8 protein-coding genes are annotated in these 14339 nt (G+C 75.6%); 2 read left to right on the top strand and 6 right to left on the bottom strand.

Going from position 1 to position 14339, the window contains the following annotated elements:
* The 4 genes from ABZS66_RS44815 to ABZS66_RS44800 form a co-directional block, all read right to left on the bottom strand.
* Window positions 1-2405, bottom strand: a 2405-nt coding sequence (locus ABZS66_RS44815; RefSeq protein ID WP_354768969.1) for a DUF5682 family protein, incomplete at its 3' end; no start/stop codon positions are given.
* Window positions 2389-3546 (bottom strand): AAA family ATPase, encoded by a 1158-nt coding sequence (locus ABZS66_RS44810; protein WP_354768967.1) that lies wholly within the window; start codon window positions 3544-3546, stop codon window positions 2389-2391. The genes ABZS66_RS44810 and ABZS66_RS44815, both read right to left, overlap by 17 nt.
* Window positions 3543-8318 carry a hypothetical protein gene (locus ABZS66_RS44805; protein WP_354768965.1) on the bottom strand — a complete coding sequence of 1592 codons (4776 nt, stop codon included), beginning with the start codon at window positions 8316-8318 and terminating at the stop codon, window positions 3543-3545. The genes ABZS66_RS44810 and ABZS66_RS44805 overlap by 4 nt, the downstream gene beginning before the upstream one ends.
* Entirely contained in the window at window positions 8315-9193 is an 879-nt protein-coding gene (locus ABZS66_RS44800; protein ID WP_354768963.1) for a DUF4132 domain-containing protein, read from the bottom strand. Before ABZS66_RS44800 ends, ABZS66_RS44805 begins: the two co-directional genes overlap by 4 nt.
* A gap of 133 nt (window positions 9194-9326) precedes the next feature.
* Here ABZS66_RS44800 and ABZS66_RS44795 point away from each other — a divergent pair, with 133 nt between their 5' ends.
* Window positions 9327-9602, top strand: a complete 276-nt coding sequence (locus ABZS66_RS44795) for a DUF2277 domain-containing protein (protein ID WP_354768961.1) — start codon at window positions 9327-9329, stop codon at window positions 9600-9602.
* A 211-nt stretch (window positions 9603-9813) separates the two neighbouring features.
* On the opposite strand, the gene ABZS66_RS44790 is transcribed toward ABZS66_RS44795, so the two are convergent.
* Window positions 9814-11163, bottom strand: a complete 1350-nt coding sequence (locus ABZS66_RS44790; RefSeq protein WP_354768959.1) for an ABC transporter substrate-binding protein — start codon at window positions 11161-11163, stop codon at window positions 9814-9816.
* 236 nt (window positions 11164-11399) lie between these two features.
* Here ABZS66_RS44790 and ABZS66_RS44785 point away from each other — a divergent pair, with 236 nt between their 5' ends.
* Window positions 11400-12995 (top strand): ABC-F family ATP-binding cassette domain-containing protein, encoded by a 1596-nt coding sequence (locus ABZS66_RS44785; protein WP_354768957.1) that lies wholly within the window; start codon window positions 11400-11402, stop codon window positions 12993-12995.
* On the opposite strand, the gene murD is transcribed toward ABZS66_RS44785, so the two are convergent.
* Complete coding sequence (gene murD / locus ABZS66_RS44780; RefSeq protein ID WP_354768955.1) at window positions 12992-14332, bottom strand: UDP-N-acetylmuramoyl-L-alanine--D-glutamate ligase; 1341 nt, start codon at window positions 14330-14332, stop codon at window positions 12992-12994. The genes ABZS66_RS44785 and murD overlap by 4 nt on opposite strands.
* Window positions 14333-14339 lie beyond the last annotated feature (7 nt).

The raw sequence follows: 14339 nt of genomic DNA, 5'->3' as shown, positions 1-14339 counted from the left end.
GAGGAACCGGCAGGCGCGGAGGAACCGGCAGGCGCGGAGGAACCGGCAGGCGCGGGCGAATCAGCGGACGTGGAGGAGCCGGCCGACGCAGAAGGTGCGGAAGGCCCCGGCGGCGCGGGCGGAGCGGCGGGCAGCGCCAGCGCGGCCACCGCGGCCGAACCTGCCCGATCCGCGAGCAGCCGCGTCAGCAGCAACCCCGGATCCAGGGCCTGCGGATCGCGGGACAGCTCGTCCGTGCCGAGGCGGGCCTCCACCACCGCGAGCAGCCGGTCCCGCCCCGCCGGGCTGACGACCTGGAACCCGCCGCGCAGCGCCGGCAGCCGGGACAGGAAAGCGGCGTCGGGCAGGCCGGCCACCCGGTCCAGCAGGCCGTCGAGGACGTCGTGGCCCGACTGCAGCAGCGGCTCGGCCGCCGCCAGCAGGCCGCGCAGGTGGCCCAGCAGGCGGCGCCGGCTCTCGTCCGCCACCGCCTGGTCGACCCACGACGCGACCCGCGCGCCCAGGTCGGCGGCCGAGGACAGGCCGAGCAGCACCTGGACGGCGCCCGCGCCGGCAGCCATCGCGGGCGTGCCGGTCAGGGTCAGCCGGGTCAGGGCGTCGGCCAGCCGCAGGCCGGCCCCGGCCGCGTCGACCCGCTGGGCCAGCGCGACGAGCGCCTGCACGTCGGCGACCGCGTCGGAGCCGGCCAGGCCGTCGACCTGGCGGACCGCGGCGGCCTCCAGCGCGGCGACGACCGCGCCGAGGTCGCCGGCGGAGGCCGGGTCGGGCAGGCCCGGCACGTGGCCGTGGCGCAGCCGGTCGGCCAGGGCCAGGGCGGTCATCAGCTCGCCGAGCGTCGCGCTCGCCGGGATCTCGGCCTCGAACTCGGCCAGCCGCTCGCGGGCCAGGTCTGACAGGCCGCACTCGGCGGCCGCCTGGAGGCCCGCGATGATCTGCGCGGCGGTCGGCCCGTCGGCGGCCCGCTCGGTGCGGCGCTGCTCGCGCAGCGCGCCCTCGGCGGCCTGGGCCAGGGTCACCCCGCGCAGGCCGGCGACGTCGAGCATCGCCTCGGTGCCGGGCACCCAATGGATGGTCCAGCGGGAGGTGATCGCGTCGGCGCCGCCGGTGCCTTCGACGGCGGTGCGTTCGCCGTAGGGGACGTGGCAGGCGGCGAGCCGGCGCAGGGCCACCTCGCGGCGCCGGTCGAGGTCGGAGCGCAGTGGGTCGAGCCGCACGTCGCGGGACGGCTCGCCCGGGCCGGGCAGGCGCAGGCCGCGGACGAGCGACTCGACGGAGGGGCGCAGCCCGGACCGCGGGGCGCCGGGCGCGAGCGCGCCGCGGACCTCGCCGACGAGCACGTGCTCCATCGCCGCGGCGACGGCCCGGCCGCGGCCGAGCACCTCGCCGTGCGCGAGGACGCTCTGCAGCGCCTCGACCAGTTCGCCCCGGCCCGGGGCGGGCAGCCCGCGCAGCCGCGCGAGGTCGGCGGCGAGCCGGAACACCTCGCGGGCCTCGGCCGGGCCGGCCGGGTGCCCGGCGGCACGGATGCGGGCGCAGACCTCGACGACCGAGGCGAGCGCGGCCGACTCAACCGCCTCCGGGAGCCCGCCGGCCGTGACGACCGCCTGCTGCCAGCGCGGGTCGCGGATCCCGGCGGGATAGCCGGAGCGGGCGTCGAGGAGGCCGAAGCTGTACGGCACGAGGGAGGTGGCGACCTCCTCCCCCGACGGCTCGGTGTCGCCGGAGGGGTCGCCGGACAGCAGCGCGGCCGCGTGGAACGAGCCGACCACGGCCGCGGCCCGCCGGCCGCCGGTCGCGGCCAGGCAGCGCCGCATCCACGCCTCGCGGTGCAGGTCGAGCGCCGACACCCCGGCCCCGCCGGCGGCGTCCTCCCGCATCGCCCAGCCGACGAGCAGCGCGGCCCGGCGCACCGACTCGGCGTCGGAGCCGGGCGCGCGCGCCTCGACCGTGCGGTCCCACATGTCCTCGTCGGACCGGCCGGACGCCGCCCGCCGCAGCGAGTCGGCATACGGGAAGGCGGCCTCCGCCGGAGCCTGCTCCCGGGACTGCCAGCGGCGGTCGGCGAGCGGCAGGTCGCACGGGATCACCTCGACCCCGTTGCGGGCCGCCCAGCGGACCGCGACCAGCTCCGGCGAGAAGTCGGCGAACGGGTAGAACGCCGGGCCGCCGCCGGGCCCGACCACGCCGGCGAGCGCCACCGGCGCCCGGGTGGCCTCGTCGGCCAGCCAGGGCAGCCAGTGGGCGAACTCGGCCGGCAGCTCCAGGAGCAGGACCTCCGGGCCGAACTTCGACAGCAGCTCGTCGACGACGACGGACAGCGCCGGCGAGTGGTGGCGCACGCCGATGAGATACGGCGTGGTCGAGCCGGCCAGCCCGGCGAGGGCGGTGTCAGGACTGGAGGACATCGCGCAGTTCCCACAGCTGGCGCCAGAGCCGGGCGCCCTCCTCGGCGCGGCGGCGGACGGCGCCGTCCCAGTAGCCGAGCAGCTTCGCGCCGTCGGCCGGGTCGTCCTTGCACACCACGCCCTGCAGGTGGGCCGGGACGAGGGACAGCACGTCACGGTCGCCCGGGAAGTAGGCGGCGGCGAGGCCGAGCGACGTGGCCACCGCGACCGCCTCGGCGGTGCTCATGACGGTGGAGGGGCGCTCGACCTCCCAGCCCTCGACGGACCGGCCGGCCCGCAGGTCGCGGAAGGCGGTGACGAGCACCTCGAGCACGGCGTCGTCGACGGCGAACGCGGTCTGGACCCGGTCGAGGGCGGCCCGGGCCTGCCGGGCCACGAGCGCGGTCTCGGCGGCCAGGTCGGGGATCGGGCCGACGGTCTCGAAGTTGAACCGCCGCTTGAGCGCGGCGGACATCTCCGACACCCCGCGGTCGCGGAGGTTGGCGGTGGCGATGAGCGTGAAGCCGGGTGCCGCGTGGATCGTGGCGCCGGGGGTGCCGGCCAGCTCGGGAACGGCGATGCGCCGGTCCGACAGGATCGACACCATGGCGTCCTGCACCTCGGGCAGGCAGCGGGTGATCTCCTCGATGCGGGCGACGGCGCCGCTGCGCATCGCGGTGAGCACCGGGGAGGGCACCAGCGCCTCCGGGCTCGGGCCGGAGGCCAGCAGCAGGGCGTAGTTCCACCCGTAGCGCAGCTGGTCCTCCGTGGTGCCCGCGGTGCCCTGCACGACCAGCTCGCTGGTGCCGCAGACGGCCGCCGACAGCAGCTCGGACAGCATCGACTTGGCTGTGCCGGGCTCGCCGACGAGCAGCAGCCCGCGCTCGCCGGCCAGGGTCACCACGCAGCGCTCGACGAGCGACCGGTCGCCGACGAACTTGCGCGGGATCGTGAGCTTGACCGGCACGCCCTCGGGCCGCACGCCCTTGGGCAGGGTCAGCTCGCGGTCGTCGCTGCCGGCGATGAAGGTCACCGCGGCGCGCGGCGTGAGGTGCCAGCCGGGCGGCCGGGGGCCGCCGTCGTAGGCGGCCAGGAACGCGAGCTCCGTCGCGTGGGCGAACTCGGCGGGGTCGACCTGCCGGGTCAGGGTGGAGGCCGTCATCGGCGTCCCTTCGTGTTCGTGGTGAGTTCTTCGAATCGGGGAAGGTCGCCGGCGGTGATCCGGCCCCAGGCGAGCTCGAACAGCCGCGGCGCGGGCGCGACCGGCACGACGACGCCGAGGCCGCCGATGTCCTCGCCGTCGCCGATGAGCAGCGGCAGCTTCCACCGCTCCAGCGGCACGTGCGGCGCGCCGAGCGCGAGCCACCCGCCGGGCAGGAACAGCGACCGGCCGGCGCGCGGCCGCTTGGCCTCGACGACGAGGTCGGTGCCGGCCAGCTCGGCCCGGGCCTTCTTGAGCCGGGCCGGCTTCCAGCCCGTCCAGGCGGCGACGTTGCGGTCGGTCGGGTCGGGCAGGGCGAGCAGCTGCAGGTAGACCGTGGCAGCGTCGGCGCTCAGGCCGTGCCGCTCGGCGACCGTGGCGACCAGCTCGGGCACCGAGCGGGACGGGTCGTGCGCGTCCTCGACCGGCTCGGCGCCGATCCAGTCGGCGAGCTGGTCGGCGAGGATCGCGCGGGCCGCGACGATCTGCTGGCTCTCGCCGGTGAACGCGACCAGCGCCCCGAGGAACGGGTCGTCGAGCCCGGCGATGCGGGCCGGGCGGAGGTGGATCGCGTTCCAGTAGCCGCCCTGCTTCATGAAGAACAGGCCGGTGTCGATGACCTTCTCGTCGCGGGTGACCGGGATGCCGAGGCCGCCGACGAACTTCTCGAATGCCTCGGTGTCGTTGTGCCCGACGACGAACGTGGTCTCCGGGTCGCGCAGCCGCTGCCCGGCCAGCTCCAACACGCGGGGCAGCGCGACGCGGATCGGGTCGGCGACCGGCAGCCGCCGCACCAGCCACGGCACGCTGCGCACGACCGAGATGACGACGTCGTCGACGTCGACACCGGCGGTGTTGCCCTGCAGCCAGCGGCAGGTCTCCGCGTTGGCCACGCCGTGCAGGAACTCGGAGGCGGACAGGCCGGTGACCGAGCCGGAGCGGTGCAGGTCCAGGATGAGCCCGTCGTCGACCGGGGTGCGGACGCCGACCTGCTCGGCGCGCCAGGCGGCCATCCGCTCCAGCGCCGGCCCGGTGGTCCACAGGGCCGCCGGGTCCTCGGGCAGCAGCACCGCGTGCACGCCGGCCGACGGCGACAGCGTGCTGTCGCGGCGGACCCGGTCGATCGCCAGCTCGACGGTGGCGGGGGTGACGGACGGGTCGAGCTCCCACCCCTCGGGCCGCAGCTCCCACCCGTCCTTGTCGCGGGGGCCGGTGAGCAGCACGGTGGCCTCGGCGAGGCTGATCCCGGCCGCGGCGGACGTGGCCCGGACGAGGTCGGGCCGGTACGCCAGCGGCCCGTTGGCCCGGGCCGCCGCGACGAACGCGGTCACCTGCTCGGCGCCGATGCCGTGGCTGTGCATGACCCGGTGCTCGGCGCTGATGGTGTGCCCGGGGATCGGCCCGGACCGGCCGCTGGTCGCGAACTCCAGCACGACCGCGTCGCCGTCCTCCCTGTCGACCCGGGTCGCCAGCAGCCGCCGCCCGTCGCCGAGGTCGACGACCTCGCCGGCCGTCAGGGCCGGCGCCTGGGTGTCGGAGCGCAGCGCCATCCGCCGGAACCGCGCGCCCGCGACGATCAGGCCGGAGTCGGCGACGATCTCCAGCAGGTCGAGGATGGCGGTGCGGTGCTCGGCCGGGGTGAGCGGCGAGACGGCCCGCATGAGGACGGCCGGCAGCGCCCCGATGGTGTCGAACCAGTCGACGTCGGCCCGGGAGAGCACGTCCATGACCGGGCGGTCGGGCTCACGGCCGGTGAGCGCCGCGCCGGTGAGCCGGAACAGCCGGACCGCCTCGTGCCCGTGGTCGTAGCAGCCGGGGATGAGGCCGCTGAGCGCCGCGTTGAGCAGCGTGTCGGACGGCTTGTCGGCGTCGGGGTCGGTGACCGCGGCGACCGACCGGGCAGCGATCTCCGCGGTCGCGGTGGTGAGCCGGTGCAGCCGCCGCGCGGAGCGGGCGGCGTGCCGGACCACCCCGGCGACACCGGCGAGCAGCGCCGGGTGGGTCAGCCCGGGCAGGGCGTCGGCCACCAGCTTGCGGACCGCCTCGGCGTCGAGGTCGGCGTCGGGCTCGGCCCCGCTCTGGGCGAGCGCGGCGGCGAGCAGCTCGCCGGCCGTAGCGTCGGTGAGCGCGCGCAGGGCCGCGGAGCCGGTCTCGTCGCGCGGCCGCAGGTAGTGCCAGTAGGCCGGCGGCGGCACCAGCGGGGTGCCCTCGGCGAACGGGCCGCTCTCCCCTTCGAGGCGGACGTGGGCGAAGCGCAGCCCGTCGGCGGTGGTGAGCACGACGGCGTTGTTGCGATACGAGTCCTGGCGCAGCATGCCGTGCGGCGTGTCGCCACCGGGGAAGCGGATCGCGCCGATCAGCTGGCCGGCGGTGCCGCCACCGGGCTGGCCCGGCTCGGTGAACGTGCGGCCGTCGGCGCCCTCGCCGAGCTGGGCGCCGCCCGGGCCGCGGCGCAGCCGCCAGCCGATGAGCCCGTCGCGCTGGCCGAGTGGGCTGCCCGCCACCTCCGGGCCGCCGGTGCGCAGGCGGCAGGCGAACGGCTCCAGCTCGAAGCCCGCGACGCCGCCCGCCTCGAAGAACGCCGGCATCGACGCGCGGCCGAGGTCGCCGGTCGCGGCGTCGAACTCCCGCCACCGCCACGTGTAGTCGTTCTGGTGGTACATGAGCACCCAGTAGTGCAGGCCGTCGGTCGCGACGGTGCCGCGGTCGACCGCGGCGCGGTCGCCCGGGTGCAGCGGCCGCCAGCCGCCGGTGCGGCCGCCGCCGGGGAGCGCCATCGAGCCCTGGCCGTCACCGGAGAACGCGTCCTCCGGGGCCTCGAACACGTCGTCGGGGGCGCCGGTCCAGTAGCCGGCGCGCTTGTCGTCGGCGTCCCAGGTGACGAGGAGCTGACCGTCGACATACCGCAGCGTCTGCCGCCACCGCCACTGCCGGTGCGCGGCCGGGATGCGCAGCAGGTGCTCCAGCTCGACGCCGCCGGCGCCGGCGACGACCACCTGGTCGCCGGAGCGCAGCATCAGCTGCGGCCACTGGCCCTGCAGCTCGGGCCGGTCGCCGCCGGGTGCCGCCAGCCGCGCGACCGCGTCCTCCAGGGCGGGCCAGCCGTACTCGTCGAAGACGCCGGCCCGCAGCGAGGCACCGAGGATCGGGCCGAGGTCGTGCCCGGTGATCCGCCGGATCGCCTCCGGGTTGACCGCGAGGCCCTCCGGGCAGGCGACCAGCGCCAGCCGGGCCAGCTCGGGAGCGAGCGACGTCAGCCCCTCGCGCACGATGCGCCCGGCGAGCCGGTCGAGCCAGCCGTGCAGCGCGGACCGCAGGCCGGGCACCGCGACGACGGCTGTGACCCGCTCCGGCGACACGCTGACGTTGTCGCCCCAGCCGGTGCGCAGATAGCCCTCCACCGCCTCGCCGAGGCGGCCCAGCAGCGGCTCGAACCGGCCCAGCTGGGCCAGGTCGCGGCGGCCCTCGGCCTCGTCCTTGAACCAGCTGTCGACCGGGCAGTGCACGTCCTCGGCGAACTCGGCGAGCGGCACCTCCAGGTCGAGGCACAGGTCGACGACGTCGAGGTCGACCGCCTGCCGGGTGCTGCCCAGGTCGACCGGGACGCCGTCGGCGCGCAGCCGCTCCGCCATGCGCTCGACGAGGCGCAGCTGGGCCGGCAGGCGCTTGCGCCGCCAGTCGGCCCGGTGCTTGTCGAGCCGGGACAGCCAGCCGGCGGGGCCGTCGGACGGCTCGGCCTCGGCCGGGACCGCGCCGGCCGGCCCGGTGAGCGAGTCGCTCGCCCCGGACTCGTCGAGGATGTCGAGCCACACGTCGCCCGGGCACTCGCGCGGGAAGATGCCGAGCAGCTGCCCGCGGACCTTCGGGTCGCGGCGGGCCAGGCGGATCAGGGCCGGACGGTACGCCGTCCAGAAGCCGCCGGGCGCGCGCAGGATCGACGGCGCCTCCAGCAGCTCGGCGATCAGGCGCTCCTCGTCCTCCTCGCCGACCTTGGCCGCCTTCGCCAGGCGGCGCAGGTCGACGTGCATCTGCGCATATGGCGGCATGCCGCCGAGGGTGCGCTCGACGCACAGGCGGCGGAACCGCTCGTAGGCCACGGCCGGCGCGCTGCGCCCGGCGAGGTCGCGGGCGTGGGCCGACAGCGCCTTCGCGGTGAGCGCGCCGGCGAGGGCGAACTCGAGGAAGACGGTGTGCTGGCGCTCCTCGTCGATGGTGAGCGCGAACAGGCGCTCGGCCTCGCGGGCCTTGCCGAACATGGTGGCCGCATAGGTGGTGCTGTCGGCGACGAGGAAGGCGCGGGCGGCCTCCTCGTAGAACGTGGGCAGGAAGTGCGGCACCGAGCGGGCCAACCGCTCGCCGAGCTCGTTGAAACCGTCGCGGGCCGGGCCGATGCGCGACTTCGCGACGCGCGAGAGCCGCTCGATGTCCTTCACCAGCGCGAGGGCGTGGTGCCCGTTGGCCGGGTCGTGGACCAGCGCCCAGGCCGGGAAGCCGAGCGCCTGCTGCCGCACGACGCCGACCTCGGCCACCTCCTCGGGGGCGGCGAAGCCGAGGAACTCCATCGTCAGGTCCTCGGCCGGGCCGAGCGTGCGCGGCACCAGCCGCACCACGGACCGCTCGCCGAGCACCGGGTGCCGGTACGCCCGGGTGGTCAGCGCGTCGACCGTGTCGGCCACCGCCTCCGCCCCGGGCAGCAGCACCGCTCCCGCATCCAGCAACGCCTCGTTGTTCATGCCGCCTCCTCCTCGCCGCTCTCCTCGACCACCCGGCCGGCGTAGAGCGCCGCCGCCATGCGCATGCCCTCGGACCACGCCACCGGCCCCACCTCGGCGAGCGGGATGCCCGCGCCGTCACCCCTCACGAACACCAGGTCGCCGGTCTCCGCCTCGGACCAGGGGTCGTCGGCACCGACCCAGTTGCGGGCCTCGACCACCTGGCCGTCCTCGAACACGCGGCAGACCGCGTAGCCGCCCTTCACCGGATAGCCCAGCGAGGACGCCCGGCCCAGCAGGTGCCGCAGCTCGGCGAACCGGCCCCCGGCATAGTCACGGACCGCCCGCGCGGAGGCGTCGAGCACCGCCGGGCGCACCCACGTCTGCCGGAACAGCTGGTCGACCGACTGGCTGACGCCGAGGTCGGCGGCGAACTCGCGGAGGTCGTCGAGGTCGGGCAGGCGCACCGGGTGCGGGACCGCGACCCGCTCGGCTGGCAGCCGCACGGTCTCGCCGTCGAGGTTGACGATGCCGATCCCGTCGGCGCCGGCGTCACGCAGGAAGCCGACCTCGTCGGGGTCCCAGCCGCCGTCGTCGTCGAGGACCGCGACGACCAGGTCGGTCAGCGCCGCCCGCCACGTCTCGTCGGCCCAGACCCGGGCCAGGACCGCGGCCGGCACCGGCAGCGACCGGACCATCCACAGGTCGACCTGCTCACGGACCTGTGCCTCGTGGCGGCCCAGCCACTCGACGAGCTGCCGCAGCCCGGCCACCGCCGGGTCGTCGCGCAGCGCCGGGGGCACCGACTTGAGCACCTTGCCCTTCGTGTTGCGGCAGGCTATCTGCCCGGACACCAGGGTGACCTCGTAACCACCACTCGCCGCCAACCACGTCATGCGATCACTGCCTCACCGATCTCAGGGGGGGATCAATCGGATTGATGCGAAAAGAGAGGAACAGCATCAGGTACCCCGGGAGACTAGTCACCGGGTGCGACAGTTTTTCAAAACACCTGGCAAGGTGGATGGCATGTGCCGGAACATCCGCGTGCTCAACAACTTCGAGCCGCCAGCCACCGAGGACGAGATCGACGCCGCCGCGCTGCAGTACGTGCGGAAGGTCGCGGGCATGACCAGGCCCTCCGCGGCCAACCAGGAGGCCTTCGACTCGGCCGTCGCCGCCGTCGCCGACGCGACCCGCGTCCTGCTCGACGCGCTGGTCACCAACAGCCCGCCGCGCGACCGGGAGGTCGAGGCGGCCAAGGCCAAGGCCCGCGCCGCGGAGCGTTACGGCACCGGCCGCTGACAGGCGATGCCGCTGCTGGGGCGGCCGAGTACGCGGCGCGGGCCGGGTCCGGCGAGGGCCGTCTCCGGCGAGGCCGGTGTCGGGAAGTCGACACTGGTCGAGCCGTTCGCCGAACGGCTGCCCGACGCGCACTGGGCGTGGGGCATGCGCGACGCGCTGTACATGCCCCGGCAGCCCGGCGAGTACGCGGGCCCAATCGGCGCGCCTCGGGTCACAGACCGGCCAGGCCGCTCTCGGTGCCCACCTTGCGCGCCGCGAGGGCGCGCACGATCGTCGCGGTCTCCTCGTAGCCGACGATGAGCACGGCGTCGGGTCTGGCCTCGCGCACGGAGGCCGCGATGCCGGCGAAGTCCTCGGCGCTCGCCGGGTAGCTCAGCAACTCGACGTTCTGCTCGGCCATCCCGGCCGCGACGAGGTCGGCCTGGACGTTGTGCTGCAGGCCCATCCCGTACGCGTCCTCGCGCGCCACGACGACCACCCGCTTCGGGCCGTCGCGCATGATGACGTCGGCGAGGGCCCGCGCCTGCAGCGTGTCCGGCGGCGCGGTGCGGAAGAACAGGCCGTTGTCCGGCACCGCGCTCAGCTCGTCCGACGTCGACGACGGCGAGATGAGGATGCGCCCGGCGGCGGCGATCTTCGGGATGACCGCCTTGGTCACGCTCGACGACGACGCGCCGATGATGACCTGCACGCCGAGGCCGACGAGCCGGTCGACGGTGGCCGCCGCGACGGCCGCGTCGGTGCCGTCGTCGCCGTCGACCCACTCGACGGGCTCGCCGAGCACGCCGCCGGCGGCGTTGAGGTCGGCGACCGCGAGCTTGGCGCCGGCGAAGCGCGGGCCGCTGCGGTACGCGAGACGCCCCGTGTGCGGCATGAGCGCGCCGACCTTCAGTGCGCGCTTCCGGTTGGAGCCGGACGCGGGCGGCGGCGCGGCCGCGGTGCTCGCGGACCGCTCGTCGCCGGCGCCGACGTACTCGGTCAGGTTGTCGTTGATGGTGGCGTCGCGGCCGAAGTGCAGCGTGCCGTAGGAGGCCGACGACGGCTCGCCCTGCTCGGTCAGGCCGCTGCGGCTCAGCGAGACGCCGCGGTAGGCGAAGTCGCGGCCGGCCTTCGCCAGGGGCAGGCAGGTGGCCGCGCCGTCACACTCGGCGCCGCCGGTCGTGGCGGGGACGATGTGCTTGGCGAGGGTGGGCGCGTCGACGGTACGGGCGGACTCCGCGGCCAGGCCGGCGATCATCACCGCGTCGTAGGCCTCGGCGGCGTAGCCGAAGTCGGCGAGCGACGGGTCGACCGCGCGCAGCCGGGTCTTGAAGGTCTCGGGCAGCTTGAGGAGCGGGGCGGTACCGGTCATGCCGGACAGCAGCCCGGGGTTCCCGTCGAGCTTGTCACGCAGCGAGTTGGTCATGTTGGCGTCGGAGCCGTAGAGCCGGACATGTACCGGGGTGTCCGGCTCCTGCCCCGCTCCTTCGCGCTTCGTGCCGCAGCCGGCGAGGGTCACCGCCACCACCAGGACGACGGCGGTCGACCGCGTCCTGTGTGCCTGCGTCGCACTGATTGTCACTGGTCCTCCGGATCCCGAGAGACGGCCGCGAGGACTGTAGGTGCCACGGATGCACGCGAACCAGGCAAGCAAGACGACCTTGAGGAAACCTTGCCGTAACGGTTGCGGGTGGTACGCTCGCAGCAACAGATCTTGGAAGAACGAGCGCAAGGGACCGGACATGTTGAGCGAGGACGTCGACATCAGCGGCTGAGCCGCCGTCCGTCCCTGCTCCTACTCCTTTCCTGGATCGGTTCATGTCCAAAACTTCCATCGTCGCCACCAGTCTGTCCTTCGCCTGGGCCGACGCGACCCCCGTCTTCGACGACCTCACCTTCGCCATCGGCCCCGGCCGGACCGGCCTCGTCGCGCCCAACGGCGCCGGCAAGAGCACGCTGCTGCGGCTCGTCGCCGGTGACCTGACGCCGACGGGCGGGACGGTCGGCGTGGACGGCGTCCTGGGGTACCTCCCGCAGCACCTCCCCCTCGCGGCAGGCCTCACCGTGGCGGACGCGCTCGAGATCGCCCCCGTCGTCCGCGCGCTGGCCGCCATCGAGTCCGGCGACGCCGCCGAGGAGCACTTCGCCGTGGTCGGCAGCGACTGGGGCGTCGAGGAGCGGGCCCGGGCCCAGCTCGACCGGCTCGGCCTCGGCGACGTCGCGCTCGACCGCCCGCTGGAGACGCTCAGCGGCGGCCAGGTCGTGTCCCTCGGCCTCGCCGCGCAGCTGCTCAAGCAGCCCGACGTCCTGCTGCTCGACGAGCCGACGAACAACCTCGACCGGGCCGCCCGCGCGCGCCTGCTCGACGCGCTCGCCGACTTCCGCGGCGCCCTGCTCGTCGTCAGCCACGACCGCGAACTGCTCGACCGGGTCGACCGGATCGCCGAGCTGACGAGCGGCGAGCTGCGCCTGTTCGGCGGGAACTTCACGCTGTACCACGAGGCGAAGCGCGCCGCCCGGGACGTGGCCGAGCAGCGGCTGCGCACCGCGGAGCAGGACCTCAAGCGGGAGAAGCGCGAGCTGCAGCAGGCCCGCGAGCGGGCGGCCCGCCGGGCCACCACCGGCGCCCGGGCCGGCCAGGACATCCCGCGCATCGTGGCCGGCGGCCTCAAGCGGCGCGCGCAGGAGTCGGCCGGCCGCGCCGACGACCTGCACGCGCAGCGCGTCGACGCCGCCCGCGCCCGCGTCGACGAGGCCGACCGCGCGCTCCGCGAGGACGACACCCTCGCCCTGTCGCTGCCCGGCACAGTGGTACCGCAGGGCCGCACCGTCGTCGCGGCCTCCGGCGTACGAGTCCGCGACCTCTTCGCCGGCGCCGGCCTGACGATCCGCGGCCCGGAGCGCATCGCCCTCACCGGCCCGAACGGCGCCGGCAAGTCGACCCTGCTGCGCGTGCTGGCCGGCCTGGAGACCCCGGACGCGGGCGAGGTGACCCGCGCCGACGGCCGGGTGGCGTACCTGTCCCAGCGCCTGGACCTGCTCGACCCGGCGGTGTCGACGGCCGAGCACCTGCGCGCGGCGGCCCCCGGCCGCCCGCGTACGGAGCAGATGCACCTGCTGGCGAGGTTCCTGTTCAAGCCGGACCGCGCGGCCCAGCCGGTGAGCACGTTGTCGGGCGGCGAGCGCCTCCGCGCGACGCTGCTCTGCGTCCTGTGCGCCGACCCGGCCCCGCACCTGCTGCTGCTGGACGAGCCGACGAACAACCTCGACCTGACGAGCGTCGAGCAGCTGACGGCGGCCCTGACGGCCTACCGCGGCGCGTTCGTGGTGGTGAGCCACGACGACCGCTTCCTGCACGACATCGCCGTCGACCGCCGCCTGATCCTGACGGACGGCGCTCTCCGCGAGACCTAGGCCGTCGCGGTGATCGCCTCCTGGAAGGCCCGGGCGCGGGCCTCGTAGTTGTCGTAGCGGCCGTAGCTCGGGGCCGCCGGCGACAGCAGGACCACGCCGCCCGGGGGGACGATCGTGCGGGAGCGGCGGACCGCGTCCGGGAGGTCGTCGGCCAGGACGCGGGTCACGCCCGGGAGGTCACCGACCACGTCCAGGATGTGCTCGCCGCTGTCCGGGACGCCGATCAGGGTCAGCGACACGCCGCGGGTCGACAGGTAGTCGCGCAGCGGCGTGTAGTCGATGCCGCGGTCCTGGCCGCCGACGATGACGGCCAGTGGGCGGCCCGCGTAGGCCTCGATGGCGTGGATCGCGGTCTGCGGGGCCGTCGACAGGGAGTCGTTCACGAACTCCACGCCCGACGGGTCGGCGATCGGGGTCAGGCGGTGCGGCAGCGGCTGGAACGAGCGCAGGCCCGCCTCCAGGGCGGCCCGCTCGCCCACCACGTCGACGCCCCAGGCCTGCAGCGCGCCTAGGGCCACGCACAGGTTGCCGTCGTTGTGGGTGCCGCGCAGCGGGAAGGCGTCGCGCGGGAACAACACGTCAGGACCGAGCAGCACGCGGCCGTCGCGCACGTGGAAGCCGGCCGGGACGGCGGCCGGGTGCAGCGGCAGGCCGGGGCGGGCGGCCAGCTCGGCGGCGAGGACCGGGTCGGTCGCGTTGTAGACGACCGCCGACGGGCCGTGCGCGACGATGTTGAGCTTGTGGGCGTAGTACTGGGCCGGGAGGCCGTCGCGGGTCCAGTCCAGGTGCTCCTCGAACAGCGACGTCAGCGCCACCACCCGGGGCGAGTCGTCGAGGTCGGCGGACTGGTACATCGACAGCTCCAGCACGTACAGCGGCGCGTCCGGCAGGTCGAAGGCCGCGATGCCGATGTTGCCGCCGATGACCGCCGGGCGGCCGGAGGCCACCAGCAGGTGGTGGATGAGCGCCGTCGTGGTGCTCTTGCCCTTCGAGCCGGTGACGCCGATCGTGCGGGCGGCCCGGTCGGCCATCCAGAGGCTGGTGCCGCCGGTGATCCGCACGCCGCGCTCGCGCAGCCGTTGGACCCACGGGTGCGACTCGCCGATGACCGGGGAGCGGACGACGATCTCGACGTCGTCGAGCGCCTGCCAGGCGGCGTCGCCCTCGACCAGGGGCGCCAGGGTGCCGTCCCAGGGGGTGCCCAGGAACGTCGCCTTGTCCTGGACGACGACGAGACTCGCCGGCCCGGCCGGGGCGATCGCGGCGACGGCCGCCTTGCCCTCGCGGCCGGTGCCCCAGACCGCGACCCGGCGGCCCCGCAGTTCGGACAGGTGCATGCCGGTA

It is taken from the genome of Dactylosporangium sp. NPDC005572, from assembly GCF_040605515.1.
GTDB lineage: Bacteria > Actinomycetota > Actinomycetes > Mycobacteriales > Micromonosporaceae > Dactylosporangium.
This window is presented reverse-complemented; position numbering and strand designations above follow the sequence as displayed.